The organism is Pseudomonas sp. DCB_AW (genome assembly GCF_026240895.1).
Classification (GTDB): domain Bacteria; phylum Pseudomonadota; class Gammaproteobacteria; order Pseudomonadales; family Pseudomonadaceae; genus Aquipseudomonas; species Aquipseudomonas kermanshahensis.
Genome location: NZ_JAPFCE010000012.1, coordinates 20,151 through 46,300, shown reverse-complemented (window position 1 = coordinate 46,300; position 26,150 = coordinate 20,151). Strand labels below are relative to the sequence as shown.

At 63.3% G+C, this 26,150-nt stretch carries 22 protein-coding genes and 1 pseudogene; 13 read left to right on the top strand and 10 right to left on the bottom strand.

Annotated elements, in window-relative coordinates; genetic code table 11:
- The first annotated feature begins 7 nt into the window (after nucleotides 1–7).
- The 7 genes from algG (at nucleotide 8) to OO306_RS10035 (ending at nucleotide 9,114) form a co-directional block, all read left to right on the top strand.
- Nucleotides 8–1,567, top strand: a complete 1,560-nt coding sequence (gene algG, locus OO306_RS10065) for a mannuronan 5-epimerase AlgG (RefSeq protein WP_252825783.1) — start codon at nucleotides 8–10, stop codon at nucleotides 1,565–1,567.
- Between the two features lie 13 nt (nucleotides 1,568–1,580).
- Nucleotides 1,581–3,020, top strand: coding sequence for an alginate O-acetyltransferase (locus OO306_RS10060; RefSeq protein WP_265968548.1), 1,440 nt, complete (start codon nucleotides 1,581–1,583; stop codon nucleotides 3,018–3,020).
- Nucleotides 3,021–3,027: 7 nt separating this feature from the next.
- Complete coding sequence (locus OO306_RS10055) at nucleotides 3,028–4,131, top strand: mannuronate-specific alginate lyase (RefSeq protein ID WP_265968547.1); 1,104 nt, start codon at nucleotides 3,028–3,030, stop codon at nucleotides 4,129–4,131.
- Between the two features lie 196 nt (nucleotides 4,132–4,327).
- Nucleotides 4,328–5,785, top strand: coding sequence for an MBOAT family protein (locus OO306_RS10050; RefSeq protein ID WP_265968545.1), 1,458 nt, complete (start codon nucleotides 4,328–4,330; stop codon nucleotides 5,783–5,785).
- A gap of 11 nt (nucleotides 5,786–5,796) precedes the next feature.
- Complete coding sequence (locus tag OO306_RS10045; protein WP_027595302.1) at nucleotides 5,797–6,954, top strand: alginate O-acetyltransferase; 1,158 nt, start codon at nucleotides 5,797–5,799, stop codon at nucleotides 6,952–6,954.
- A 20-nt stretch (nucleotides 6,955–6,974) separates the two neighbouring features.
- Nucleotides 6,975–7,622, top strand: coding sequence for an alginate O-acetyltransferase AlgF (locus OO306_RS10040; RefSeq protein ID WP_027595301.1), 648 nt, complete (start codon nucleotides 6,975–6,977; stop codon nucleotides 7,620–7,622).
- Between the two features lie 37 nt (nucleotides 7,623–7,659).
- Complete coding sequence (locus OO306_RS10035) at nucleotides 7,660–9,114, top strand: mannose-1-phosphate guanylyltransferase/mannose-6-phosphate isomerase (RefSeq protein WP_027595300.1); 1,455 nt, start codon at nucleotides 7,660–7,662, stop codon at nucleotides 9,112–9,114.
- A gap of 63 nt (nucleotides 9,115–9,177) precedes the next feature.
- On the opposite strand, the gene OO306_RS10030 is transcribed toward OO306_RS10035, so the two are convergent.
- Nucleotides 9,178–9,597, bottom strand: a complete 420-nt coding sequence (locus OO306_RS10030) for a hypothetical protein (RefSeq protein ID WP_099430392.1) — start codon at nucleotides 9,595–9,597, stop codon at nucleotides 9,178–9,180.
- Nucleotides 9,598–9,774: 177 nt separating this feature from the next.
- On the opposite strand from OO306_RS10030, the gene OO306_RS10025 reads away from it, so the two are divergent.
- A complete protein-coding gene (locus OO306_RS10025) occupies nucleotides 9,775–10,239 on the top strand; it encodes a multidrug transporter (RefSeq protein WP_099430393.1) in 465 nt (154 codons plus the stop codon).
- Between the two features lie 147 nt (nucleotides 10,240–10,386).
- A complete protein-coding gene (locus OO306_RS10020; protein WP_265968543.1) occupies nucleotides 10,387–11,211 on the top strand; it encodes an SDR family oxidoreductase in 825 nt (274 codons plus the stop codon).
- Between the two features lie 131 nt (nucleotides 11,212–11,342).
- Here the strand turns inward: OO306_RS10020 and OO306_RS10015 are convergent, their stop codons facing one another.
- The 4 genes from OO306_RS10015 to OO306_RS10000 form a co-directional block, all read right to left on the bottom strand.
- Complete coding sequence (locus OO306_RS10015) at nucleotides 11,343–12,794, bottom strand: efflux transporter outer membrane subunit (protein WP_099430395.1); 1,452 nt, start codon at nucleotides 12,792–12,794, stop codon at nucleotides 11,343–11,345.
- Nucleotides 12,791–13,852 (bottom strand): HlyD family secretion protein, encoded by a 1,062-nt coding sequence (locus OO306_RS10010; protein ID WP_099430396.1) that lies wholly within the window; start codon nucleotides 13,850–13,852, stop codon nucleotides 12,791–12,793. Before OO306_RS10010 ends, OO306_RS10015 begins: the two co-directional genes overlap by 4 nt.
- Nucleotides 13,853–13,879: 27 nt before the next feature.
- On the bottom strand, nucleotides 13,880–15,421 hold the full coding sequence (locus tag OO306_RS10005; RefSeq protein ID WP_265968542.1) for an MFS transporter: 1,542 nt from the start codon (nucleotides 15,419–15,421) through the stop codon (nucleotides 13,880–13,882).
- 114 nt (nucleotides 15,422–15,535) lie between these two features.
- Complete coding sequence (locus tag OO306_RS10000) at nucleotides 15,536–16,441, bottom strand: LysR family transcriptional regulator (RefSeq protein ID WP_099430398.1); 906 nt, start codon at nucleotides 16,439–16,441, stop codon at nucleotides 15,536–15,538.
- A 273-nt stretch (nucleotides 16,442–16,714) separates the two neighbouring features.
- Here OO306_RS10000 and OO306_RS09995 point away from each other — a divergent pair, with 273 nt between their 5' ends.
- Complete coding sequence (locus tag OO306_RS09995) at nucleotides 16,715–17,170, top strand: universal stress protein (protein WP_265968541.1); 456 nt, start codon at nucleotides 16,715–16,717, stop codon at nucleotides 17,168–17,170.
- Nucleotides 17,171–17,388: 218 nt separating this feature from the next.
- Nucleotides 17,389–17,586: pseudogene (locus OO306_RS09990) on the top strand (RHS repeat-associated core domain-containing protein); the annotation flags it as partial.
- 426 nt (nucleotides 17,587–18,012) lie between these two features.
- Here the strand turns inward: OO306_RS09990 and OO306_RS09985 are convergent.
- The 4 genes from OO306_RS09985 to OO306_RS09970 are packed head-to-tail and all read right to left on the bottom strand — an operon-like array spanning nucleotide 18,013 to nucleotide 22,792.
- A complete protein-coding gene (locus tag OO306_RS09985) occupies nucleotides 18,013–18,873 on the bottom strand; it encodes an HlyD family secretion protein (RefSeq protein WP_099430401.1) in 861 nt (286 codons plus the stop codon).
- Between the two features lie 10 nt (nucleotides 18,874–18,883).
- A complete protein-coding gene (locus tag OO306_RS09980; protein WP_027595286.1) occupies nucleotides 18,884–19,084 on the bottom strand; it encodes a DUF1656 domain-containing protein in 201 nt (66 codons plus the stop codon).
- 4 nt (nucleotides 19,085–19,088) lie between these two features.
- The gene (locus tag OO306_RS09975) at nucleotides 19,089–21,266 is read right to left on the bottom strand and encodes an FUSC family protein (RefSeq protein ID WP_027595285.1); all 2,178 of its coding nucleotides are present in this window, start codon (nucleotides 21,264–21,266) and stop codon (nucleotides 19,089–19,091) included.
- Nucleotides 21,263–22,792 carry an efflux transporter outer membrane subunit gene (locus tag OO306_RS09970; protein WP_265968540.1) on the bottom strand — a complete coding sequence of 510 codons (1,530 nt, stop codon included), beginning with the start codon at nucleotides 22,790–22,792 and terminating at the stop codon, nucleotides 21,263–21,265. Before OO306_RS09970 ends, OO306_RS09975 begins: the two co-directional genes overlap by 4 nt.
- A gap of 191 nt (nucleotides 22,793–22,983) precedes the next feature.
- On the opposite strand from OO306_RS09970, the gene OO306_RS09965 reads away from it, so the two are divergent.
- A complete protein-coding gene (locus OO306_RS09965; RefSeq protein ID WP_027595283.1) occupies nucleotides 22,984–23,931 on the top strand; it encodes a LysR family transcriptional regulator in 948 nt (315 codons plus the stop codon).
- A 202-nt stretch (nucleotides 23,932–24,133) separates the two neighbouring features.
- Complete coding sequence (locus OO306_RS09960) at nucleotides 24,134–25,108, top strand: D-glycerate dehydrogenase (protein WP_265968539.1); 975 nt, start codon at nucleotides 24,134–24,136, stop codon at nucleotides 25,106–25,108.
- A gap of 9 nt (nucleotides 25,109–25,117) precedes the next feature.
- Here OO306_RS09960 and OO306_RS09955 read toward each other — a convergent pair whose 3' ends face one another.
- Nucleotides 25,118–26,014, bottom strand: a complete 897-nt coding sequence (locus tag OO306_RS09955; protein ID WP_265968538.1) for a DMT family transporter — start codon at nucleotides 26,012–26,014, stop codon at nucleotides 25,118–25,120.
- Nucleotides 26,015–26,150 lie beyond the last annotated feature (136 nt).

The following is a 26,150-nucleotide window of genomic DNA, read 5'->3' as shown; positions in this document are numbered from 1 at the left end:
TCTTGTCATGCCCCTTCACCCGCACCTACGTCACAGCCTCCTGGCCAGCGCCTTGCTGCTGGCCTCAGGCCTTGCCGTCGCCGCAGAACCCACGGTGATCGCCAAGGAACTGCAGCAGGCCAAGACCTACACCGTGTCCAGCGCGCCCACCGAGCCGCTGCACATGGACCCACCGAAACTGCCCGACCTCAGCGGCTTCACTGCCGAGGCCGTGCAGAGCAAGATCGACCGCCGCCACAAAGGCAAAGTCAGCGTGCGCCGCATGCTGCAGGAAGAGTCGCTGAAGGAGTTCATCGGTGGCGACAACAAGGCCGCCGAATGGGTGCAGCGCCAGCACGGCATCCCCCAGGCGATCTTCGTCGATGACGGCCATGTCGACTTGGTCGAGCTGAGCAAAAAGGTGCCCAAGCAGTACCTCAGCGAAGTCGAGCCGGGGGTGTACCTGGCGCGCCTGCCAATCGTGGTCGGGCAGAAGGGCATCCTCGAAATCAACGGCAAGGTCAAGCAACTGCGCCTGTCCCAGGAGGGCGGCGCGTTTCTGGTCAACGACGGCAAGCTGTTCGTCAGCGACACCCAGGTCACCGGCTGGCGCGAGAAGGACAACGGCCCGGCGACCTTCCGTTCGCCCAAGGAATTCCGCCCGTTCCTGCTGTCGTGGGGCGGCACCGAGACCTACATCGTCAACACCAAGATGGCCAGCTTCGGCTACGCCAAGTCCAAGTCGTACGGTGTGAGCATCTCGCAGTACACGCCGAACATGGCCAAGCGCATGGGCCGCCCGGAGCCGACCGGCTGGATCATCGGCTCGGAGTTCAGCGACATGTGGTACGGCTTCTACTGCTACGAGACGCAGGACTTCGTGGTCAAGGACAACACCTACCGCGACAACATCGTCTACGGCATCGACCCGCACGACCGTTCGCACCGCCTGATCATCGCCGGCAACACGGTGTACGGCACCAAGAAAAAGCACGGGATCATCGTCTCGCGTGAGGTCAACGACAGCTGGATCATCAACAACAAAAGCTACGACAACAAGCTCTCGGGCGTGGTGATCGACCGTAACAGCGTCAACAACCTGATCGCCTACAACGAGATCTACCGCAACCACACCGACGGCATCACCTTGTACGAAAGCGGCGACAACCTGATCTGGGGCAACAAGCTGATCAACAACCGCCGCCACGGCATTCGCGTGCGCAACAGCGTGAACATCCGCCTGTACGAAAACGTCGCCATGGCCAATGGCCTGGTGGGTGTCTACGGGCACATCAAAGACTTGTCCGACACCGACCGCGACATCGCCCTCGACCCGTTCGACACCAAAGTCTCGCTGATCGTGGTGGGCGGTGAGCTGGCGGCCAACGGCTCCGGGCCGCTGTCGATCGACTCGCCGCTGTCGGTCGAGTTGTACAAGGTGTCGATGCTCGCGCCGCGCAAGGCCAACGGCATCAGCCTCAACGGCATCCTCGGCGAGCGCCAGGACGAAATCCTCGACCTGCTGGTGCGCCAGCAAAAGGCTGTGCTGATCGACCCGGTCGAACGCCAGACCGAAATGATCGATTAAGGAAGCCCAGACCATGAATCCACACCTGATGAAACTGCTGGGCCTGTCCGCCGCCCTTCTGGCGATCAGCCAGGGCGTGCGCGCCGACGAGGTCAAAGCCCCGACGTTCAGCGCCGAACCCTGCTGCCAACTGTGCCCCGAGGCGCACGACGCCAGCCGCTACACCACCCGCTATCAGCAGAACTTCACCACGCTGGTACAGGCCCAGGGCGACTGGCTGTTCCGTACCCGCGAGGACCTGCGCACCGAGTTCAACACCACCCCCGCCGGCTACAAACGCCTGCAGCAGGTGCACGACGCGTTCAAGAAACGCGGCGTGGAACTGGTCGTGGTCTACCAGCCGACCCGTGGCCTGGTGAACCGCAACATGCTCAAGCCGGAAGAAAAAGCCGCCTTCGACTACCAGAAGGCCCTGGGCAACTACCAGGCCATGCTCCAGCGCTTCAGCAAGATGGGCTACAACGTGCCCGACCTGTCGCCGCTGACCAACGAGCAACTGGCCGCCGCCGACCAGGGCAAAGACTTCTACTTCCGCGGTGACCAGCACTGGACGCCGTATGGCGCCGAGCGCGCCGCCAAGATCGTGGCCGACACCGTGCACCACATGCCGGCCTTCGAAGGCATCCCACGCAAGGAATTCGAAACCAAGAAGTCCGGGCGCATGGGCAAGACCGGCACCCTGCACAACGTCGCCGGCCAGCTCTGCGGCACCAGTTACGCCGTGCAGTACATGGACCAGTTCGCCACCGAGCCAAAAGGCGCGAGCGGCGGCGACGACCTGTTCGGCGATGGCGGCAACGCGCAGATCACCTTGGTCGGTACCAGCCACAGCGGCAAGAACTACAACTTCTCGGGCTTCCTCGAACAGTACATCGGCGCCGACGTGCTCAACGTCGCCTTCCCTGGCGGTGGCCTGGAAGGCTCGATGATCCAGTACCTGGGCAGCGAAGAGTTCCAGAAAAACCCGCCGAAGATTCTGATCTGGGAGTTCTCCCCGCTGTATCGCCTGGACCAGGAAACCATCTGGCGGCAGATCCTCGGCCTGCTCGACGATGGCTGTGACGCACGCCCGGCGCTGATGAGCGCCAGCACCACGCTCAAGCCCGGCAAGAACGAGCTGATGGTCAACGGCAAGGGCGGTGTGATCAAAGACCTGATCAACCGCAACCTGCAGATGGACGTCAAGTTCGAAGACCCTTCGGTGAAGGTGCTGCAGGCCACCCTCTGGTACCTCAACGGCCGCCACGAGGACATCAAGCTGGAGAAACCGGAAACCTCCGACACCGACGGCCGCTTCGTCTTCCAGATGCGCGAAGACGAAGACTGGGCCAGCCAGAACCTGTTGGCCTTCGAGGTCCAGGGGCCGGAGAAAGGCACCCAGAAGGTCGAGGCCAAACTCTGCAAACGCAACAACTTCGCCGTGCCTGCGCAAACCGCGCAAGCCGGCCAGTGAGGCGACCATGACCCCATTCAAGCGACTCATCAGCCCCGCACTGCTCAGCCTGGCCCTGTTCGGCGGCGCCGCGCACGCCGCGCTGGTACCGCCCCTGGGTTACTACGAGGGGATCGAAAAGCTCAAGACCAGCGATGGCAAGTTCCGCTGCGAACCTGCCCCCAAGCCGTACACCGGCGCGCTGCAGTTTCGCAGCAAGTACGAAGGCTCCGACAAGGCCCGGGCGACCCTCAACGTGGCCTCGGAAAAAGCCTTCCGCGACTCCACGGCCGACATCACCACGCTGGAGAAAGGCGTCAGCAAGATGGTCGGCCAGTACATGCGTGACGGCCGCCCGGCGCAGCTCGACTGCACGCTTGCCTGGCTCGAAACCTGGGCGCGGGCCGACGCCCTGCTGTCCACCGACTACAACCACACCGGCAAGTCGATGCGCAAATGGGCACTGGGCAGCATGAGCGGATCGTGGCTGCGCCTGAAGTTCTCCAACGCGCAGCCCCTGGCCGCGCACCAGGCCGAGGCCGAGCAGATCGAGCGTTGGTTCGCCCGCCTGGCCGAGCAGACCGTGCGCGACTGGAGCGACCTGCCGCTGGAGAAGATCAATAACCACAGCTACTGGGCGGCCTGGTCGGTGATGGCCACCGCCGTGGCCACCGACCGTCGCGACCTGTTCGACTGGGCCGTGAAGGAATACAAGGTCGGCGCCAACCAGATCGACGACCAAGGCTTCCTGCCCAACGAAATCAAACGCAAGCAGCGCGCCCTGGCTTACCACAACTATGCCCTGCCACCGCTGGCGATGATCGCCAGCTTCGCCAAGGTCAATGGCGTGGACCTGCGCAGCGAGAACAACTTCGCCCTGCAGCGCCTGGGTGAAGGCGTATTGGCCGGCGCCCGTGACCCGCGCCATTTCGCTGAACGCGCCGGTACAAAACAGGACATGAAAGACCTCAAGGTCGACAGCAAGTACGCCTGGCTCGAGCCCTGGTGCGCGCTGTACCAGTGCGTCGGCGACACCCTTGATCGCAAGCACGGTATGCAGCCGTTCGACAGCTTCAGGCTCGGCGGCAACCTGACCCGGGTCTATGACCCGAGCGCACAGAGCAAGAAATAACAGCCCACTGTGGGCTGATCTCTGTGGGAGCGGGCTTGTCCCGCGAATGGGCCCGAAAGGGAAAAAGCGTCGCCTGTGCTGACGCCTTCGCGGGGCAAGCCCGCTCCCACAGGAAATGAATTGCTCTTCAGTCATGGACTGGGGGGTTTGGGGGGCGTTTTGCCCTGGATGCTGTGAACAAATTAGGAGAACCGGGATGGTCTTCTCGTCCAACGTGTTCCTGTTCCTGTTCTTGCCGATCTTTCTCGGCCTGTACTACCTGAGCGGGCAACGCTATCGCAACCTGCTGCTGCTGATCGCCAGCTACATCTTCTATGCCTGGTGGCGGGTGGACTTCCTCGCCCTGTTCGCAGGCGTCACCCTGTGGAACTACTGGATCGGCCTGAAAGTCGGCGCCGCCGGCGTGCGTACCAAACCGGCCCAGCGCTGGCTGCTGCTGGGCGTGGGCGTCGACCTGGCCATCCTTGGCTACTTCAAATACGCCAACTTCGGCGTCGACAGCCTCAATGCGATCATCACCTCGTTCGGCCTGGAGCCGTTCATCCTCACCCACGTGCTGCTGCCGATCGGTATCTCGTTCTACATCTTCGAGTCGATCAGCTACATCATCGACGTGTACCGCGGCGACACCCCGGCCACCCGCAACCTGATCGACTTCGCGGCATTCGTGGCGATCTTCCCGCACCTGATCGCCGGCCCCGTGCTGCGCTTCAAAGACCTGGTCGACCAGTTCAACAACCGCACCCACACCCTGGACAAGTTCTCCGAAGGCTGCACCCGCTTCATGCAGGGCTTCATCAAGAAAGTGTTCATCGCCGACACCTTGGCGGTGGTGGCCGACCACTGTTTCGCCCTGCAGAACCCGACCACCGGCGATGCCTGGCTGGGCGCCCTGGCCTACACCGCGCAGCTGTACTTCGACTTCAGCGGCTACAGCGACATGGCCATCGGCCTGGGCCTGATGATGGGCTTCCGCTTCATGGAGAACTTCAAGCAGCCCTACATCAGCCAGTCGATCACCGAGTTCTGGCGCCGCTGGCACATCAGCCTGTCGACCTGGCTGCGTGACTACCTGTACATCACCCTGGGCGGCAACCGCAAAGGCACCTTCAACACCTACCGCAACCTGTTCCTGACCATGCTGCTGGGCGGGCTGTGGCACGGCGCCAACTTCACCTACATCCTCTGGGGCGCCTGGCACGGCATGTGGCTGGCGATCGAGCGGGCGCTGGGCATCGACACCAACCCGCAGCGTTTCAACCCGGTCAAGTGGGCCTTCACCTTCCAGCTGGTCGTGGTCGGCTGGGTGATTTTCCGCGCCGAGAACCTGCACGTGGCCGGGCGCATGTACGCCGCCATGTTCAGCTTTGGTGAATGGCAGCTGTCGGAGCTCAACCGCGCCCAGCTGACCGGCTTGCAGGTGGCCACCCTGGTGATCGCCTACCTCACCCTGGCGTTCTTCGGCCTGCGCGACTTCTACCGCAATGCCAAGCCGACACCCAAGGCAACCCCGGTGCAGGTCAACGCCGACGGCTCGATCGGCCTGGACTGGACTCGGGTGATGACCCGCGCCCTGGTCCTGCTGCTGTTCGTGGCCTCGATCCTCAAGCTTTCGGCGCAGAGCTACTCGCCGTTCCTTTACTTCCAGTTCTGAGGTTGATGACCATGACCCGGACATTACGCATTACCTATTCGCTGTCGTTCCTCGGCCTGCTGGTCGGCATGGGCGCCTGGTCCACCGGCGGCCTGGAAAGCTTCCAGCGCACCGCGCAGATGACCCTGCTCAACGGCAAGCTGGCCAAGGCTGCCGAGACCCACTACGACGAGCAGTTCCCGATCAAGCGCCTGGGCACCAACCTCTGGGCGGCGCTGGACTTCAAGCTGTTCAACGAAGGCCGCCCGGGCGTGGTGCTGGGCCGCGACCAGTGGTTGTTCAGCGATGAAGAGTTCAAACCCACCGCCGGTGCCGAGCAACTGATGCAAGAAAACCTGGCGCTGATCCGTGGCGTGCGCGACACCCTGCAACAACACGGCAGCCAGCTGGTGCTGGCAATCGTGCCGGCCAAGGCGCGGGTCTATTCCGAATACGTCGGCAAGGAGCTGCCCGCCAGCCTGCACGACGACCTGTACAACCGCTTCCATGCCCAAGCCCGCCAGGCCAACGTGTTCGCCCCAGACCTGATGGCGCCCATGGAACAGGCCAAGGCCCGCGGCCAGGTGTTCCTGCGCACCGACACGCACTGGACGCCGATGGGCGCCGAAGTCGCCGCACAAGCCCTGGCCGAAGCGGTCAGCCGCCAGAGCCTGCTCAATGGCGACCCGCAAACCTTCATCACCGAAGCCGGCAACACGGCGCCCTACAAAGGCGACCTGACCAACTTCCTGCCACTGGACCCGCTGTTCAGCAACCTGCTGCCGAGCCCGGACAACCTGCAGCAACGCACCACGCGCCCAGCCCAAGCCGCTGGCGATGCGGGCGACGCGCTGTTCGCCGACAGCCAGATCCCGGTCGCACTGGTCGGCACCAGCTACAGCGCCAACCCGCACTGGAACTTCCTCGGCGCCTTGCAGCAAGCCTTGCGCAGCGACGTCGCCAACTACGCCGAAGACGGCCACGGCCCACTGCTGCCGATGCTCAAGTACCTGCAAAGCGATGCCTTCAAAAATGCCGCCCCACAAGTCGTGGTGTGGGAATTCCCCGAACGTTATCTGCCCATGAAAAACGACCTCAGCAGCTTCGATCCGCAGTGGATCGCCCAGCTGAAGAACTCCCGTAAATCCGAAGAAAACCTGGCCCTGTCGTCCACCCGGACGAACCACTGATCGAAAGAGAGGAAATGCACATGACTACCAAGACTTCCATTGCCAAAGCCCTCACCCTCGCAGCAGGCCTGTCCCTTGCCTCGATGCAGGCCTTCGCCGGTGCCGACGCCGCGTTGTACGGCCCCACCGCACCGAAAGGTTCGACCTTCGTGCGCCTGTACAACGCCGCCAGCGCACCTGCCGCCGCCTCGGTCGGCAACACCCAGATCAAGCAGGTCGGCGCCCAGGCCAGCAGCGATTTCAGCTTCCTCCCAGGCGGTGACTACACCGCCCAGGTGGGCGGCAAGAGCGTGCCGGTCAAGCTGGCCTCGGACAAGTACTACACCCTGGTCAACAGCGGCAGCGGCAACCCGCAACTGATCGAAGAGCCACCGTTCAAGAACAAGCAGAAAGCCCTGGTACGCGTACAGAACCTCAGCGACCAGTCGCTGACCCTGAAGACCGCCGACGGCAAGACCGAAGTGGTAACGCCGGTCGCCGCCAAAGGCCGTGGCGAGCGTGAGATCAACCCGGTCAAGGTCAACCTCGCCCTGTATGCCGGCGACAAGAAAGTCAGCGACGTCAAACCCGTCGCCCTGGAGCGCGGCGAAGCCGCCGTGCTGTACGTCACCGGTTCCGGCAGCAGCCTGTCGCCGGTCTGGGTTACCCGCCCAGTGTCCACTAACTGATCCCCTGCCTCATTAACGACCTTATTGGAGAAACATCATGATCCCGGTAATTCTTTCTGGTGGTAGCGGTTCGCGTCTGTGGCCTCTGTCGCGCAAGCAGTTCCCCAAGCAGTTCCTGGCCCTGACCGGTGAGCACACGCTGTTCCAACAAACTATCCAACGCCTGGTGTTCGAAGGCATGGACGCGCCGATCGTGGTCTGCAACAAGGACCACACGTTCATCGTTCAGGAACAGCTCTCGGCACTGAAGCTGAAAACCCAGGGCATCCTGATGGAACCGTTCGGCCGCAACACCGCCCCAGCCGTGGCGATGACCGCGATGAAGCTGGTCAGCGAAGGCCGCGACGACCTGATGCTGGTGCTGCCCGCCGACCACGTGATCGACGATCAGAAAGCCCTGCAGCGCGCCCTGGCCTTGGCCACCGTGGCCGCCGAGCGTGGCGAGATGGTGCTGTTCGGCGTGCCGGCGACCAAACCCGAGACCGGCTATGGCTATATCCGCTCCAGCCAGGACGCACTGCTGCCCGAAGGTGTGGCGCGGGTGGCGCAGTTCGTTGAAAAGCCCGACGAGAAACGCGCCGCCGAGTTCGTCAAGGCCGGGGGCTACTTCTGGAACAGCGGCATGTTCCTGTTCCGCGCCAGCCGTTACCTCGAAGAGCTGAAAAAGCACGACGCCGACATCTACGACACCTGCGTGCTGGCCCTGGAGCGCAGCCAGGCAGACGGCGATGTGCTGAACATCGACGAAGCCACCTTCGCCTGCTGCCCGGACAATTCCATCGACTACGCAGTGATGGAAAAGACCCAGCGCGCTTGCGTGGTGCCGATGTCGGCTGGCTGGAGCGACGTGGGCTGCTGGTCATCGCTGTGGGATGTGCACGAGAAGGACGACAACGGCAACGTCACCAAGGGCGATGTGGTGGTGCAAGACAGCCGCAACTGCATGATCCACGGCAACGGCAAGCTGGTGTCGGTGATCGGCCTGGAGAACATCGTCGTGGTCGAGACCAAGGACGCCATGATGATTGCCCACAAGGACAAGGTCCAAGGCGTCAAGCAGATGGTCAAGACCCTCGACGAGCAAGGCCGCAGCGAGACCCAGAACCACCTGGAAGTGTACCGCCCATGGGGTTCGTACGATTCGGTGGACATGGGTGGCCGCTTCCAGGTCAAGCACATCACCGTCAAGCCAGGCGCCAGCCTGTCGCTGCAGATGCACCACCACCGCGCCGAGCACTGGATCGTGGTGTCCGGCACCGCCGAGGTGACCTGCGACGAGAACGTGTTCCTGCTCACCGAGAACCAGTCGACCTACATCCCGATCGCTTCGGTGCACCGCCTGCGCAACCCGGGCAAGATCCCGCTGGAGATCATCGAAGTGCAGTCCGGTAGCTACCTGGGCGAGGATGACATCGAGCGTTTCGAAGATGTGTATGGGCGCACCTCGACGCCGGTCGAGCGTGGGGTTTCGGTGAAGACCATCGCGCAATAAGTACAGTGCTCAGAAAAACCGCTCCCCTTTTAAAAGGGAGCGGTTTTTTTGCGCATGGTGAAATTACACCTTAAGTTCGATGCGCCCATTGGCCATGTTGAACGATTCACCCCCAAATCGGAAATCAACGTCGAAATCGATCGTCAGTTGCCGACTGTCTTGATCCCACAGTACGTCCCGTTGATTGATGCGATGAGCCAAGTACGTGCCCGAATCCACGACTGCAAAAACGCTCTGGACCGACGGTTTCCCCGCTTGATCGTAAAACAGCCGAATGGCCACACCCAGCGCGCTCAGCCCGCCGTTCAGGTCTTTGGTTTGGGTTACCAAAACGAAAATCGGGCGGTCATTGTTTTCGTTGGCATACAGGGTGTCGGCAACGAAGCCGTCATTGTCTTTGATAGGCACCACTGCGCAAGCGTGCCCCTCGACACCGTCATGCCGTTCAGCTTCTTCAGCTAGCAGATCAATTACTGTGTTCATCGTGAGTACCTTGTCGTTTTCGATTCATTGAGTGAACGCGTCGACGACAGACTAATTTGCTACTCGCCATGCCGGTACTCGCAGGACTACGAGGTAGTTGGCCTTCAAGGCCGTCCTTCAAGCGAGGTCGGTTTACCGCTACGATGGTCTGAATTGCGTACCTGAGGTCACCGACTCATGCTTATCGGCGCCGTTCTCATCCTCACCTGGCTGGTACTGCTGCTGCGTTACCCAGCGAAGGCGTTGCCGATATCCCTGGCCGCCGTGTGCGGCATCGGCCTGGTCGCCCTGTTCGTGGCCTGGCAAGACAACCGCGAAGCCACACAACTGGCGCGCCTGGACTTGCGCCTGAGCTATGCCCCGGACCAATGCCCCGCAGACCGTGCGCTGCAGGTTCACATGAAGAACGGCAACAAGGCCCCGCTGACCGAACTGCGTTGGCGGGTGGGGGCGTATGCGCCGGGCGATACCGTCAACCTGGCCGAAAACACTTACAGCGCGCCGCGTTACCGGGGGCCAGGTGAGCTGCAGCCGGGTGCCGAGTGGAAGGATTGCCTGCCCTTGCCGCCACTGCGTTCTGGCTATCGGCCGCAGACGCTGGAGTTTCGGGCTGAGCATCTGCAGGGTACATTTGCCAATTGATCTGTCGCCTGGTCGGGCCCTTTCGCGGGCAAGCCCGCTCCCACAGGTTACCGCACAGATTTTGAGCGCTGTGCAGTAGGGAGCGGGCTTGCCCGCGAAGAGGCCACTACAGGCAACACAAACTTACCCGACTCAAGGCCACCTCCCATGCCCACCGTCCTGATCACCGGTTGTTCCAGCGGCATCGGCCGCGCCCTGGCCGACGCCTTCCGCGATGCCGGCCATGAAGTCTGGGCCACCGCCCGCAAACCTGAAGATGTCGCGCATTTAGCCGCCGCCGGTTTCACCGCCCGGCAACTGGACGTCAATGATGGCCAAGCCCTGACCCAACTGGCCGAGGAGCTGGAAGCAAGCCACGGCCGCCTCGACATGCTGATCAACAACGCTGGCTACGGTGCCATGGGCCCATTGCTCGACGGGGGTGTGGACGCCATGCGCCAGCAATTCGAAACCAACGTTTTCGCCGTGGTCGGCGTGACCCGCGCGTTGTTCCCGCTGCTGCGACGCGCGCGTGGGCTGGTGGTGAATATCGGCAGCGTTTCTGGGGTGCTGGTCACGCCGTTCGCTGGGGCCTACTGCGCGTCGAAGGCTGCCGTCAACGCCCTGAGCGATGCACTGCGCCTGGAGTTGGCGCCGTTTGGCATTCGGCTGATGGAAGTGCAGCCGGGGGCGATCGCCTCGCAGTTCGCCAGCAATGCCCAGCGCCAGGCCGATCAGGTGTTGGCTGCGGATTCGCCGTGGTGGCCACTGCGCGAACATGTACAGGCACGGGCGCGGGCATCGCAGGACCGGCCGACGCCTGCGGCGGTGTTTGCCCAAGGGGTGTTGGCGGCTACGCGCAAAACAGCGGTGCCTGCAGTGGTCAGGCTGGGTAATGGCAGCACGGCGTTGCCGCTGATTGCCAGGCTGTTGCCGCGGCGGTTGCTGGACTGGGTGTTGCGCAAGCGGTTTGGGTTGCTGCGGCCGCTTTGATTGATGCTTGGCAGTACTGGCCTCTTCGCGGGTAAACCCGCTCCTACAGGTACTGCACAGTGCTCAAAATCTGTGCGGTACCTGTGGGAGCGGGTTTACCCGCGAAGAGGCCGGTACAGCCACAACACCTATCAAACCTTGTTCGCAGGCTGTGTATCAAACGCCTGCCAACCCCCACCCAGCGCCTTGTACAGCCCCACTAACGCCTGGGAAACCGCCGCCGAGCTGTCGATCCACTGCTCTTCGCTGGCCAGCAACGCACCTTGCACGGTCAGCACATTGAGAAAGTCCACCGCCCCTTCCACATACTGGCGCTGGGCAGTCTCCAAGGCGATACGGTTCTGCCGCACCGCCTCGGCCAAATGGTCGCGACGCAATTGGCTGGCGTTATACAGGCGCAGCACATCGTCGATTTCATGCCAGGCACCGAGCACCACCTTGCGGTAGTTGAGCGCAGCTTCCTGCTGCTGCGCCTCACGCAGTTCCAGCGTGCCTTTGAGCCGCCCACCTTCAAAAATCGGCAGTGACAGTTGCGGGCCAAAGGCGAAGCGGCGCGAGTCCCAGCCGCCGAAGTCAGACAGCTGCATGGCCTGGAAGCCCAGGCTGCCCGACAGCCGAATGCTCGGGTAGAAGTCGGCCTTGGCCACGCCGATACTGGCGGTGGCCGCATGCAGGCGCGCCTCGGCCTGGCGAATGTCCGGCCGGCGCTCGGCCAACTCCGACGGCAGGCCGATGGCGAACTGCTGCTGGGGCGCGGGCAGTTCACCCCCTTCGAGCAACTGTGCCTGAAGGCTGCGGGGCGGCTCGGCCGCGAGCAGACTGAGGGCGTTGATCAAGTCGTCGCGCTTGGCCTCAAGGCTGGGCAGGCGGGCTTCGATGGAGGCAACCTGGGCACTGGCCTGGGCTACGTCGAGGCGGGTGGCGACCCCTTCGGCCTGGCGATTCTCGGACAACTTCAGGCTGTGCTGCGCCACCTTCAGGTTGTCACGGGTGACGTCCAGGGTGTGCTGCACCGCACGCAGCTGAATGTAGTTGCCGGCGGTTTCCGACAACAGCGCCAGCAACACGCCACGGCGGTCATTCTCGGCCACTTCGACCGTCGCATCGGCAGCCTCCACTTGCCGGCGTACTCGGCCCCAGAGGTCCAGCTCCCACCCCGCGACCAGGTCACCCTGCCACAGGTTGAATGCCGATTTGCCCGCGTGGCCCGAGGGGTCACTCAGCCCTTCGGCGCTGTTGCGAGCACGGCTGTAGCCCGCGTTCACATCGACCGAGGGCGCTTCATCCGCTGCTACCGTACTGCGCAAGGCACGGCTTTGCAGCAGCCGCGCACTGGCCATCTGCAAGTCCAGGTTGCGTTCGGCGACCCGCTGGATCAGCGCGCTGAGCCGGGCATCGTGGAAGCTCTCCCACCAGCGCAGTTCCAGGGGTTCGGCCTGCGGCTGACTGGCCGCAGCCTCGCCTTGCAAGCCTGCCCACTGTTGTGGGGCCTGGCTGTCCGGGCGTTTGAAATCTGGCCCGAGGGTACAGCCGGCCATCAGCAACGCCAGCAACACCGGGCTCAAGCGAAAGGCCGGTTTCATCGTGCGCTCACCTCTTTGCCTTCGAGTTTGTCGCCGCGGGTATCGATGGTGGCTTCCACCGACATGCCCACACGCAGCCGCGCAAGCAGCGGCTGGCCATCATCGAACACGATCTTCACGGGGATGCGCTGCACCACCTTGGTGAAGTTGCCGGTGGCATTGTCCGGCTTGACCGCTGCAAAGGTCACACCGGTGGCCGGCGCGATGCTCTCGACATGGCCATGCAGTTGCTCGCCCGAGAAGGTATCGACGCTGATGCTGACCGGTTGGCCGGGCTGCACATGGGTCAGCTGGGTTTCCTGGAAGTTGCCGACCACGTAGGCCTGCTGCAACGGCACTACCGACAATAGCCGAGCCCCCGGATTGACATAGGCGCCGACACGCAAGGCGCGCTCGCCGACCATGCCGTCCACCGGTGCGATGATGCGCGTGTAGGACAGGTCGAGCTGGGCTTTCTCCAGCCCCGCTTCGGCCCGTTTGAGCTGGCCATCGGCGCTGGCCACCTGGGCGCTGAGGATGTCCACTTGCTTGCGTGCAGCCACCAACGCCGCCTGAGTATTGGCCAGGCGCGCACGGGCCTGGTCGACCCCGCTGCGCGCCTGCTGGGCGTTCTGCACGGTGCCGGCACCTTGCTCGGCCAGGCGGCTGTAGCGGTTGACTTCATGATCGGCAAACGCCGCTTCGGCCTGGGCGGCTTTCACGGCGGCTTCGGCCTGGGCAATCAAGGCGGCCTGTCGCTCCAGCGTGGCGCGGGCATCGGCGCTCTGCGCCTTGGCCACCAGCAATTGCGCCTGGGCTGCGTCGAGCGCGGCTTGGTAGTCGCGGGCATCGAGGGTCGCGAGCAACTGGCCTGCCGTGACTTGCTGGTTGTCCTCGACCAGCACCTCTTTGATAAAGCCTGCGACTTTGGGCGCGACCACGGTGTAATCGGCGATCACATAGGCGTCGTTGGTGCGCTGGCGGTGATCGCTGCCCAGCATCCAAGGCCCGACGATGCCGGCCAGCACGGCCACGGCGAGCACCGAGCCGATGAAAAGTGTTTTGCGGTTGTTGGTCATTTCTAAGTCTCGAATTCAGTCACGGGCTCAAGCCACCGCACGCGGCGGGAAGATCCGGGTAGGCACAAAGGGAATCAGGCAGATCAACGCGACGGCGATGCACGCCATCACCAAGTACTGGTCGGCCGAGGTCAGTACCTGGGCCTGTTCATGAATGCGCCGGGCAAGGCCGGCGGCGCTGTCATCGATCAGCGGCGCATTGCCCAGGCTGTCGACCAGGTGGTTGGAATGGAAATGCCGGCGCACGGTGCCCAAGACATCCAGCAAGCCGCCGGCAATCACCGCCGACAGCCCCTTGACCGTGTTGAACCAGGCCGAGGCGAACGGGCCCTCCTGCGGGGTCATGCCGTTGGTGGAGAGCATCAGCAGCGGCAGCACGGCCATCGGCTGGCCAAACACCTGCAACAGATAAAACGGGTAGAAGTCGCCGCGTATCCACTCGGAGGTCAGCAGGCTGCTGCCCACGCACGACAGCGCCAGCATGCCGAGCCCCATCGCCAGTACCCAGCGGCAGTCCACCGCGCGGATGTTGCACAGCGCTGCGGTCAGCGGCAGGGCGATGAGTTGCGGCATGGCCACCAGCATCATCAGCGGGCTGGTCTGCGCCGGCCGGTAGCCCTGGATCTGCGCCAGGTACGCCGACGGAATGCTGCTCACCCCGGAGAGCACGATCAGCACACCGGCCAAGGTCACCAGGGCGAAGCTCAGGTTGCGCCGCGAGAGCATGCGCAACTGGAAGAACGGCAGCGGTTCGGACCACTCGTTGTACAGGAACAGCACCAGCAACAGCAGGCCGCCGCCCAGCAACCAGCAGATCAGCGGGGAGTCGAACCAGCCCCAGCGGTCACCCAGCGACAGGCCGAGGACGATGCAACTGATGGCCGGCAGGCCCAGCAGCACGCCACGCCAGTCGAACTGTTTGAAACGCTCCAGGCGTAACGGGTCCTGGGGCAGGCCCCAGCCGACACAGAACATCGCCAGCAGCGACGGCAGGATGATCTGCCAGAAGGCCCACTGCCAGCCGACGTACTCGGTCCACAGGCCCGCCAGCGGTGTGCCGAGGTTCGGCCCGAAGGTGGCGGTCAGGGCATAGCAGGCCAGGCCATAGACCTTGATGCCCGGTGGCAGAAAACGTAGCGCGACGCTCATCAGCATCGGCGGCAAGGCGCCCGAGGCAAAGCCTTGCAGCACCCGCAGCAGCATCAGGCTGTGCAGGTTGGGGGCAAACGGTTGCAGCAGGCCCAGCACGGCGAACACGCCAATGGCAGACAAGGTGAAGCGGCGCAGGGAAAAGGTCGTGGCAAGCCAGGGTGCAAAGGCCATCGCCGACACCGAAGCCGCGCTGTACGCAGCCAGCAGCCAGGCGCCTTCGTCGGCACCGATGCCCATGGCGCCGCGGATATCGGCCAGCGAAATCTTGGTCACCGCCTCGTTGAGGCCGGCACAGAGTACGGCCAGCAACACCCCAAACAACCCCACCACCACCTGCAGGCCGAATGCCGTCTGCACGGGGGCGGCCGGCGCGGGGGCGGCAGCCAGCGCAGCAGAAGGCGCGGTCAGGGAACTCATGGGAATACATCTCCAGCAACAATTTCAGGGCTGGAGCAAGTCTAAGAAGGTCGAATGCTTACGAAAACTGACTTGTTGGCAGGTTTATATTGCGCCAAACGCAATCGGCCTCTGTTACGGGTCGAAGCTGCCACATGCCTTCAACGTCTGGCGCAGCCAGCGGTGTGCCGGGTCATTGTCGAACCGCGGGTGCCAGGCCTGCTTGACGTTGACCTTCTCCAACGGCACCGGGATCTCGAACGAGCGCAGGGGCAGTTTCAAGCGCTGCACACTGTTGAGGATGTTGGCCGGGATCGGCAGGATCAGGTCCGAATCCGGCAGCGAAAACATCGCCGAGTGGAAGCTCGTGGTGATCAGCGCCACCCGCCGTTCGACCTTGTGGTTGGCCAATGCCACATCGATCGGCCCGTTGGCCCGGCCACGGCGCGACACGCTGATCTGCGGGTAGGCGGCGAACCGCTCAGGGGTAATCTCGGCATCGAAGATCGGGTGGCCCTCGCGCGCCAAGCCTACGAAGTAGGTGTTGAACAGGCTCTGCACCTTGATTTCCGGGCCCAGCTCGACGGCCGAGCTGATGATCAGGTCGATATGCCCGTTGCGCAGCACCGCATCATCGTCGCCACTGCCCTCGGGCACGAAACGCAGCACCGTACGCGGTGCCTGGGCCAGCATCATGCGCAACAGCTGGGCGCCGTACAGGGCGATGAACAGGTCATTGGTGCGGATATTAAAGGCCCGGTCCAGGTTGACCAGGTCGACATCGTCACGGCTGCGGAACACCTGCCCGGCCTGCTCCACCAGCCCATGCACCTGCTCGCGCAGCGCCAGCGCACGGGGTGTCGGCACCAAGCCACGGCCGGCGCGCACCAGGATCGGGTCGCCCAAGGCATCGCGAATGCGCCCCAGGGTCCGGCTCATGGCGGCCGGGCTCAGGTTCATGCGCTGCGCGGCGCCCACCACACTGCCTTCGTCAAGCAAGGCGTCGAGGGCGACGAGCAGGTTCATGTCCGGGAGTTGCATGGCCGTTTTCCGTGGCGATTGTGGGAACGGCGATGGTAGCAGGTTGGTGGATTGCGTCAGACGCAATAAGGTCGTGCGTGGTGGGGCATTTATTCCGGGCTTTGGATGGGCCATAAGTGATGCAGTGGCTGTACCGGCCTCTTCGCGGGGCAAGCCCGCTCCCACAGGTACCCCGCAATGCCCGAGGTTTGTGCGGCCAACCTGTGGGAGCGGGCTTGCCCCGCGAAGAGGCCGGTACAGACAGCACATCATTCAGCTTCGACAAGGATTCCCATGCCCACCCCGGTCCTCATCGCCATCGACGCCTCCCCCGCATCCTTCGCCCTGCTCACCCTCGCCCGCCGCTACTGCCGCCCCGCCGAACACGAGCTGCATGTGCTGCTGGCCATCGACAGCACCTTCGCCGTGCACGAGCAACCCGCGCCCTACACCACCGAAGAACTGGAGGAATACCCCGCCGCCTGCGAGGAGCAGCAGCATGCCGACCACGCCGTAGCCAAGGCCGTGCGCGAGTTGCAGGACGCCGGCTTCACCAGCCAGGGCTGCATGGTGGCCGGGCAGCCGGTCGAGGCCATCGTCAGCAAGGCGCAAGATCTGCGTTGCGAACTGATCATCATGGGTCATCGCCACCTGTCACGATTGGGGCGGTTGCTGGATCCGTCGATCAGCGCGAAGGTGATTGATCGTGTTGAGGTTCCAGTAATGGTGGGCATGGCAAACCAACATTGATGTGCCGGTGCTACAGCTATTCAGTACCTGACAAAACAGCCAGTAGTCAGCATTGGCCTATCGAATCAGCATACAAGCATCAGCCACCCAACCAACCAAGGTGAATGCTCGTGGCAAACCATTACCAGGAAACAGCGCAGGGATCCGAACCTCCACACCGCCAGCACTTTACCTATTCCGCCTATGGTCTAAGGAGCCCTCACAAGCATCTGGTCAGCTTACTCGGTTTCAACGGAGAGCTCGCAGATTCAATAGCGGGCTATTATTTATTGGGTAACGGGTATAGAGCATTCAATTCGAAGCTAATGCGTTTCAATAGCCCGGACAGTTGGAGCCCATTCGGTGAAAGTGGTCCAAATGCCTATGTTTATTGTGGTGGTGACCCAGTAAACAATAGCGATCCGACCGGACACATCGGCTTTTGGACGAAGATACTTAACGCGATTAGAGGCCAGAAAAAACGCCGAGTCGTTTCAAGCGCCAATCCGGCCTACGGCATAATGGCCCCACGATCAGCCCCCCAATCACCACAATCAGACCGCGCAACGCCCACATCTGACATAAGCGATCCAGAAAATCTATATATGTCTATTCAATCTAACTTACACCACCCCAGCAACAGCGTACGTGTACGTAACCGCACTGAAGAACCTATCTATGCTTCTCTGAACTTCGAGGTGCAACAACCCAACAGCAACGTACGTTTGATCAGGGCTATCCAGTTCCCCCACTACAAGATTGTTACCAGCATGGATAGATTAGGCATTATAACGACCCGACATCAAGACAACGTATCGAACGTTGAGTTGCAGGGCCGCATAAGAGGAGGGTAACTGCAATAATCACCCTTCACTCGGCTTCACCACCACCGTACACGTCGTCCCCGCCGCCAGCAAAAACCCTTCCGGCACTTCATCGATGTGGATCCTTACCGGCACGCGCTGCGCCAACCGCACCCAGTTGAAGGTCGGGTTCACATCGGCGATCAGCTCGCGGCTCTGGGGGTTGTCGCGGTCATAAATACCGCGGGCAATGCTCTCTACGTGGCCTTTGATGCGCTCGCCGCTCATCATCTGCAGCTCGGCCTGGTCACCCACCTTCACGTGCGGCAGCTTGGTCTCTTCGAAGAAGCCATAAACCCAGAACGAGTTCTCGTCGACTACCGCCATCACCGGCTCACCGGTGCGGGCATAGTCGCCCTTGTGGATGTTCAGGTTGGTCACGTAACCGTCCACCGTGGCCACGATATGCGTGCGCTTGAGGTTCAGCTCGGCGGCCGCCAGTTCGGCCAGGGCCTGTTGATAATCCGCCTGGGCCGAGTTGGCGATGTTGCTGGCGTCGTCGCGGTTTTCCTTGGAGATCACCAGGTTGTCCATGTCGGCGCGGCGCTTGGCGTTGACCTTGCGCATTTCCCAGGTGGCCTTGCGCGAGGCAACCAGCGCCTTGGCCTGGTCGACGGCCATTTGGTAGTGCTCAGGGTCGATCTGGATCAACAGGTCGCCCTTCTTCACCCGCTGGTTGTCCTTGACCGGTACACCCACCACGTAGCCGGGCACGTCGGCAGCGACGTTGATGATGTCGGCACGCACACGCCCGTCGCGGGTCCAGGGCGTGGTCATGTAGTGCAGCCACAACTGGCGGCCGATCGCCACGGCGGCCACCAGCACCAGCAGGGTGGCGATCAGGCTGAAGAACTTTTTCATCGAAGGTTTCTCACCAGTAGACAGACAGCGCGAGGGCGCCGAAAAGGCAGACGAACAGGCTCAGGCGCAGCAGCGCCGGGTGCCAGAAAAAGCGGTAGCCGTCATGGCTGGCGATGAAGCGGTCCAGGCCCCAGGCCAGGCCCAGGGCGAACAGGAACATCAAGGTCATGGTGGGCATGTACACGCCATGGAAGGCGATTTCACGGGGCATGATTTCACGGGGCATGGTGCAGTCCTTTCGCCGGTGCCAGCGGCGACTGTGGGTCCAGCAGGGAAGAACGGATGAAGTGCAAGTAGCTTTGCGCGCGGCGCAGCACCGAGGTGTCGAAGTGCCGGGCGAAGGGTTCGTCGGTGGCCTGCACGCGGCTGATGGCATGGTCCACCGCCACCAGTGCGCGCTCGTGGTTGCTGGCGCTGGGCTGCAGGAACAAACGCGCCAGGGCGCGGCCCATGACGCGGATGGCCTGGCGCCATGGCTGCGACTCGGCGTAGGCCGGGTGGATCGGGGCGCGGGCCTGTTCCTTGCGCAGCTCGATGATGGCGTGGCCGATTTCCAGCACGGTGAACATCCAGCCCATCAGCTCGCTCTGCACCTTCGGCTTGCCGGCAGCCAGGCCATAGGCTTGGTGCAGCAGGTCGCGGGTGCGGCTCTCGAAAGCCGAACCCAGGCCGCGCAAGCGACCACTGATGGCGAACAGCACCTGTTCACGCAGTTCCTGCTCCAGCCGGCTCCACAGCCAGCGGCTGTTGGGCGGCAGGATGATCGCCCCGGCCGCCGCGCAGACGAACATGCCGATGACCATGCCGATGTAGTCGTTGATGAAGGTGTAAGGGTCGTAGACGGTCAGGTTGTTGGGCACCGAACCGATGGCGAAAAACACCAGCAAACCGATGCCGTAACCGGCGTAAGCCGGCCGCGAAGACAGGAACGCCCCCAGCACGAAGACCGGTGCCAGGACCATGCACAGCAGCGGGAATCCGTCGATCCAGGGGAACACGAAGAAGGTTTCGAAGAACCCGACGAAGGCCCCGATCGCCGTGCCACAGGCCATCTGGAATGACATGCGCTTAGGGTTGGGCGAGGCCGCCGACAGGCCCACGGTGACCGTGGCGATCAGCGTCATCATGGCGCCGCTGGGCCAGTCGCTGAGCAACCAGTAACTGCCCAGCAGCAACAGCACCGCCGAGGCGCGCACGCCAGCAGCCAACGACACCAGCCAGCTGGTCTGCGCCACATAGGGCTCGTCCCACTGCTCGCGCTCGTGCTTGTGCACGGCCAGCGAGGCATGGGTCTCGGCATAGCTGAACATTTCGTCGACAAAGCGATACAGCAGCTCGAAGGCAGTGTGGAAGTCGAGCAGGTCGGACTCGCTGGGGTTGGTTTGCTGGTACTCGGCGCGCAAGCCACGCACCTGGGCTTGCAGGCCCTCTTTGTAGGCGGCCAGCTCAAGCGTCAGGCGCAGCGCGTCGGAATCGGTCAAGGCGCGGCCCACGTAGGGCTGAAGCAATTCGACCAAGGTGTCCAGGCCCGGCTCGATGGCGCTGACGATCTGCAGCGGGCCACGGGCGCGCAGGCGCTCAAGCAGCCGGTGCAGGGCATTGAAGCGCGTGGTGATGGCCATGAACTCGCTGTTCATGCGCACCAACCGGCCACTGCGCCTGCGCATGTGCGGGTCTTCGAAGGCGGTGACGTTACGCAGGCTTTCCAGGCCCACCGCCTCGGCGATGAAGCGCACGTTGCTGCTTTCAAAACGGTCGCGCTGGCTATCACCGCGCAGGGCTTCGACCACCACGCCAGCGAACACACCAAAGCGCTGATAGAGGGCATTACGCATGGCGGCGCTGGCCGACTGCGGCAGGATCGCGGCGCTGACGAACGTTGAAACCAAAATCCCCAGGGCGATTTCCAGCACCCGCCACACGGCCGCCATAAAGGCTTGGTCGGGGTGCTCCAGTACCGGCAAGCCGATCATCGCCGCGGTGTAGCCGGCCAGCACGAAGCCATAGGCGCGGAAGGTGCGATAGCGCATCGCGCCTGCCGAACACAAGCCGACCCACAAGGCCAGGCTGGGCAGGAACAGCTCGGTGTTCTGCGGGAAAATGGCGATCAGTGCGACCATCATCGCCGAGCCTGCCAGAGTGCCGAGCACCCGGTAGAAACTCTTGGCGAACACGTGGCCGCTTTGCGGCTGCATGACGATGAACACGGTGATCATCGCCGTGCGCGGCTGCGGCAGTTCCAGGCGCATGGCCAGCCACAGGGTGATGAAGGCGGCGGCCAGCACCTTGAAGATGTAGACCCAGGTCACGCCATCGGTGCGCGCCCAGGCAAAGAAGCCCCGGCGCCACTCCAGGCTCTGCAGCCAGCGCACGGGCAGGCTTGAGGTGCTCATTTGGCGTTATCCGGCTGCTTGTCGAAAATGGCCAGGGTGGCCGGGGTTTTCGGTGCGGCCTGGCGCTCTTGCTCCGGCACGTCCTTGCCCGCTTGCAGGCCACCCCCAAGGGCGGTAACCAGTTCGGCATGGGCGATCAGGCGGGCGGCCTGCACCTGCTGCTGTACCTGCTGCTGACGGAACAGCAAGGTCTGCGCGTTGAGCACGTTGAGGTAGTCGGTCAGGCCACGCTGGAAGGCGACCATGGCGATGTCGTAGGTCTTCTGCGCGGCGGCGACCGATTCGGCGGCAAAGTGCGATTGCTCTTTCATCGACTCGCGGCGGATCAACTGGTCGGAGATGTTCTTCAATGCACCGACCACGGTCTGGTTGTAGCGCGCGACGGCCATGTCATAGCCCGCTGAAGCGACGCCCAGTTGCGAGCGCAGGCGGCCGCCGTCGAAGACCGGCAGGCTGATTGCCGGGCCGACGTTGTAGTTGAACTTGCGCCCGGTGAGAAACTCCAGCGGGCCGCCGCCGGTGGCCATGAAACCGAGGCTGCCGACCAGGTCGACATTGGGGAAGAAGCCGGCATGCGCGACATCGATGCCACGGGCTTGCGCGGCCACCTGCCAACGGCTGGCGACCACGTCCGGGCGCTGGCCGACCAGCTCGGCGGGCAGCGCCGATGGCAGCGTGAGCGGGGCGCCGAGGGTCAGGGTCGGGCGCTGGATCTGCGCGCCCTCCCCTGGCCCCTTGCCGGCCAACGCAGCAAGCTGGTTGCGGGTCAGGGCGATCTCTTCGTCAAGGCTGTCGAGCTGGCGATGGGTTTCGGGCAGCGGCGCTTCGGCCTGGCTGACTTCGAAATGGGTGCCGATGCCTGCGTCCAACCGACGCTTGGCCAGGGCCAGGATCTGCTCCTGCTGCTCCAGTTCAGCCTTGACGATATCGCGCTGGGCAAAGTGCAGGCTTAGCTGGATATAGGCACGCACCACGTTGTTCTGCAGTTCGAGCTGCGCCTGGCGAGCCTCGGCCACACTCATGTGCGCTTGGTCCACAGCCTGCTCGCTGGCATTGCGCTCGCGGCCCCACAGGTCGAGGGCATAGCTGAAACCGATGGCGGCGTTGTTGTCCCAGGTATTGGCGCCCGACAGCGCACCAGGCCCGTAGAACTGATCCTCGGGCCAGTTGTGGCGCTTGAGTGTGGCCTGGCCGTTGGCTTGCAGCTTTTCTGCCGACTCGACCACACCGGCCATGGCCTTGGCCTCGCGCACCCGCGCCAGGGCCATGGCCAGGTTCGGGCTGCCCTCGACGGCCAATGCGAGCCAGCGGTTCAGCTGCGGGTCGCGATAGGCCTGCCACCACTGCTGGTCGGGCCAGTGCGCGTCGGTGGCCGCTTCGCGTATCGCCGCGTCGGTGGTCAGGGTATTGGCGTGTAATGTCTTGCTTTGCGGGGCAATGCCCCAGGTTCCGATACAGCCGCTCAAGGTGAGGGTAAGGGCACAGGCACTGAACACTTGAAGCGTTCTGATGATGCGACGCGGCACAGCTGCGATTTCCCGAGGAAGAGGTGGAGGGGCCGGGCAATTCTAGGGGGCGGCAGGACTGGCGATAAGCGCATATTCCTGCGAATCTTTGTTACCAAACGCGCGATAATCAGCCTTTGGTCGAAGGCATCTTTTAATAACTTCGTCGTTACTTCGTGACACAATTTTGTCCTCTACCTTGAGAGTGACCCATGGACACCCTGCAAAATATGCGTGCTTTCAGTTGCGTAGCCCAGCTTGGCAGCTTCACGGCTGCCGCGGCGCAACTGGATACGACCACCGCGAACGTGTCGCGGGCGGTCTCCAATCTGGAAGCCCATCTGCAAACTCGGCTGCTCAACCGTACTACCCGCCGCATCGCGCTGACCGAGGCCGGCAAGCGCTACCTGATGCGCTGCGAACAGATTCTTACCTACGTTGAAGAAGCCGAGGCCGAGGCCAGCGACGCCCATGCCCGCCCGGCCGGGCAATTGAAGGTTCACTCCATGACCGGGGTGGGCCAACACTTCGTGGTCGATGCCATTGCCCGCTACCGCGAATCGCACCCGGACGTGACCTTCGACCTGACCATGGCCAACCGCGTGCCGGACCTGCTCGACGAGGGCTACGACGTGTCCATCGTGCTGGCCACCGAGCTGCCGGACTCGGGCTTCGTGTCGCAGCGCTTGGGGATCACCTACAGCATCGTCTGCGCCTCGCCCGACTACATCGTGCGCAACGGCATCGCACACAAGCCTGCCGACCTGCTCAAGCACGCCTGCCTGCGCATGGTCAGCCCGGTGATCCCGCTGGAGAAGTGGCTGTTCGACGGCCCGGAAGGCCAGGAAATGGTCAACATCACCAGCTCGCCGTTCCAGGTGAACACCGCCGACGCCATGAAAACCGCGATCCGCAGTGGCATGGGCGTGGGCGTGCTGCCGATCTATTCGGCCATCGACGGGCTGCGCGACGGCAGCCTGGTGCGGGTGCTGCCCGAGTATCGGCTGCAAGAGCTGAACCTGTACGCCATCTACCCGTCGCGCCAGTACCTGGATGCCAAGATCAAGACCTGGGTCGAGTACCTGCGCAACTCGCTGCCGGAAATTCTGGCAGCGCATGAGGCAGACCTGAAAACCCATCAGGTGCAGATCGCCAACTGAGAAACATGCTGCATTGAGGGGAGGAGCAATGGTAGGTTGCTAACCATTGCTTCCAGCGCCAGGACCATGGGAGGGCGATGCCCTCCATTCGCAGCACAAGGCTGCTCCTACACCGACTTTTGTAGGAGCAGCCTTGTGCTGCGAATGACCGCAACGCGGTCAACTGCCTGGCAGTCCACCCTAGCCTTGCAGAGAGTTGCCGATGAAAAAGACCGTCCTGGCCTTCAGCCGCATCACCCCGGCCATGGCCGAGCGCCTGCAACAAGACTTCAACGTAATCCTGCCGAACCCCAAGCTCGGCGACATCAACGCCCAGTTCAACGAAGCCCTGCCCGAGGCCCACGGCCTGATCGGCGTCGGCCGCAAGCTTGGCCGTGCGCAACTCGAAGGCGCGGCCAAGCTTGAAGTGGTCTCCAGCGTCTCGGTCGGCTACGACAACTATGACGTCGACTACTTCAATGAACGCGGCATCGCCCTGACCAACACCCCCGACGTACTCACCGAAAGCACCGCAGACCTGGGCTTCTCGCTGATCATGGGCTGCGCCCGGCGCACGGCCGAGCTGGATGCCTGGACCAAGGCCGGCCAGTGGCAAGCCACCGTCGGCCCGGCGCACTTCGGCAGCGATGTGCACGGCAAGACCTTGGGCATCGTCGGCATGGGCAACATCGGCGCCGCCGTTGCCCGCCGCGGCCGGTTCGGGTTCAACATGCCGGTCATCTATACCGGCAACAGCCGCAAGGCCGCACTGGAGCAAGAGCTGGGGGCGCAGTTCCGCAGCCTGGAGCAACTGCTGGCCGAAGCCGATTTCGTCTGCATCGTGGTGCCGTTGTCGGACGCCACCCGTAAGCTGATCGGTGCACGGGAGCTGAAGCTGATGAAGCCAAGCGCCTTCCTGATCAACATCGCCCGCGGCCCGGTGGTCGATGAAGCGGCGCTGATCGAAGCTCTGCAGAACGGCACGATTCGCGGTGCCGGCCTGGATGTGTACGAGAAGGAACCGCTGAGCGATTCTCCACTGTTCAAACTGCCCAACGCCCTGACCCTGCCGCACATCGGCTCGGCCACCGCAGAAACCCGCGAGGCCATGGCCAACCGGGCGATGGACAACCTGCGTGCGGCGCTGTTGGGCGAGCGGCCGCAGGATTTGGTGAACCCGCAGGTGTGGAAGGGCTGACCGTTCGCCTTAGCGTGCCAACACCATTGCAGGCTTGACCCTAGGCTTGCGAAACACCAGCACATTCCCCGCCATGACCGCGACGAGCCCTAGCAACGCTGGGGCCGTCCATTGGTACCCCTCGGCAAACGCCGACACATTCAACGCCACCAACGGGAACAGCACCGTGCAATAAGCCGCGCGCTCCGGCCCCATGCGCCCAACCAGGGTCAGGTAGGCGGTGAAGCCAATCACCGAACCCGGGATCACCAGGTACATCAGCGAGCCGATGTAACGCGTGTTCCATTCCATGGCGAAGGGAATGCCGCTGAACAGGCAATAAACCGTCAGCATCGCCGCGCCATAGACCATGCCCCAGGCATTGGTGGTCATGGGCTTGAGCCCTGCTTTCTGCTGCATGCTCGACAGCATGTTGCCGGCCGAGAAGCACAGCGTGCCGAACAAGGCCAAGCCGAGGCCGTACAGGGTTTCGCGGCTGGCGGCATGGTGGGACAGTTCGGGCCAGAACAGCAGGCCCAGGCCCAGCAGCCCCAGTGCTCCGCCACCCAGCACGTTGGCAGCGATCTTCTGGCCAAAGAACACCCGGGCGTTGAGTGCGTTCCACAGGGTCGCGGTGGAGAACACCACGGCGATCAGGCCGCTGGCGATCCACTGGCTGGCGGTGAGGAAGCACATGAAGTTGACGCAGAACAGGCACAGGCCTTGGGCCAGGCAGATCAGGTGGCCGCGGCGGTTCATGGGTTGCAGGCGGCGGGTGAGCAACAGGATGGCGAACAGGATCAGGCCGGCCAAAGCGAAGCGGTAGACGATGGACACCGGGATGGCGACCACACCCAGTTGCAGTTTCAGGGCGATCCAGGTGGTGCCCCAGATCAGGACGGTGAGCAGGTACAGGGACAGGTTCACAGGTGGGGCCTCCTCAGGCGTTCGACCATACAACCTGGGGCCGCCTTGCGGCCCATCGCAGGCAAGCCAGCTCCTACAGGAAAACGGCGCCGTACCTGTAGGAGCTGGCTTGCCTGCGAACGAGGGCGCAGCCCTC

What these genes read in the sequence shown, in the direction of transcription:
- algG (WP_252825783.1), top strand. Translation starts at nt 8, where the DNA reads ATGCCCCTTCACCCGCACCTACGTCACAGCCTCCTGGCCAGCGCCTTG.
- OO306_RS10060 (WP_265968548.1), top strand. Translation starts at nt 1,581, where the DNA reads ATGAATCCACACCTGATGAAACTGCTGGGCCTGTCCGCCGCCCTTCTG.
- OO306_RS10055 (WP_265968547.1), top strand. Translation starts at nt 3,028, where the DNA reads ATGACCCCATTCAAGCGACTCATCAGCCCCGCACTGCTCAGCCTGGCC.
- OO306_RS10050 (WP_265968545.1), top strand. Translation starts at nt 4,328, where the DNA reads ATGGTCTTCTCGTCCAACGTGTTCCTGTTCCTGTTCTTGCCGATCTTT.
- OO306_RS10045 (WP_027595302.1), top strand. Translation starts at nt 5,797, where the DNA reads ATGACCCGGACATTACGCATTACCTATTCGCTGTCGTTCCTCGGCCTG.
- OO306_RS10040 (WP_027595301.1), top strand. Translation starts at nt 6,975, where the DNA reads ATGACTACCAAGACTTCCATTGCCAAAGCCCTCACCCTCGCAGCAGGC.
- OO306_RS10035 (WP_027595300.1), top strand. Translation starts at nt 7,660, where the DNA reads ATGATCCCGGTAATTCTTTCTGGTGGTAGCGGTTCGCGTCTGTGGCCT.
- OO306_RS10030 (WP_099430392.1), bottom strand. Translation starts at nt 9,597, where the DNA reads ATGAACACAGTAATTGATCTGCTAGCTGAAGAAGCTGAACGGCATGAC.
- OO306_RS10025 (WP_099430393.1), top strand. Translation starts at nt 9,775, where the DNA reads ATGCTTATCGGCGCCGTTCTCATCCTCACCTGGCTGGTACTGCTGCTG.
- OO306_RS10020 (WP_265968543.1), top strand. Translation starts at nt 10,387, where the DNA reads ATGCCCACCGTCCTGATCACCGGTTGTTCCAGCGGCATCGGCCGCGCC.
- OO306_RS10015 (WP_099430395.1), bottom strand. Translation starts at nt 12,794, where the DNA reads ATGAAACCGGCCTTTCGCTTGAGCCCGGTGTTGCTGGCGTTGCTGATG.
- OO306_RS10010 (WP_099430396.1), bottom strand. Translation starts at nt 13,852, where the DNA reads ATGACCAACAACCGCAAAACACTTTTCATCGGCTCGGTGCTCGCCGTG.
- OO306_RS10005 (WP_265968542.1), bottom strand. Translation starts at nt 15,421, where the DNA reads ATGAGTTCCCTGACCGCGCCTTCTGCTGCGCTGGCTGCCGCCCCCGCG.
- OO306_RS10000 (WP_099430398.1), bottom strand. Translation starts at nt 16,441, where the DNA reads ATGCAACTCCCGGACATGAACCTGCTCGTCGCCCTCGACGCCTTGCTT.
- OO306_RS09995 (WP_265968541.1), top strand. Translation starts at nt 16,715, where the DNA reads ATGCCCACCCCGGTCCTCATCGCCATCGACGCCTCCCCCGCATCCTTC.
- OO306_RS09985 (WP_099430401.1), bottom strand. Translation starts at nt 18,873, where the DNA reads ATGAAAAAGTTCTTCAGCCTGATCGCCACCCTGCTGGTGCTGGTGGCC.
- OO306_RS09980 (WP_027595286.1), bottom strand. Translation starts at nt 19,084, where the DNA reads ATGCCCCGTGAAATCGCCTTCCATGGCGTGTACATGCCCACCATGACC.
- OO306_RS09975 (WP_027595285.1), bottom strand. Translation starts at nt 21,266, where the DNA reads ATGAGCACCTCAAGCCTGCCCGTGCGCTGGCTGCAGAGCCTGGAGTGG.
- OO306_RS09965 (WP_027595283.1), top strand. Translation starts at nt 22,984, where the DNA reads ATGGACACCCTGCAAAATATGCGTGCTTTCAGTTGCGTAGCCCAGCTT.
- OO306_RS09960 (WP_265968539.1), top strand. Translation starts at nt 24,134, where the DNA reads ATGAAAAAGACCGTCCTGGCCTTCAGCCGCATCACCCCGGCCATGGCC.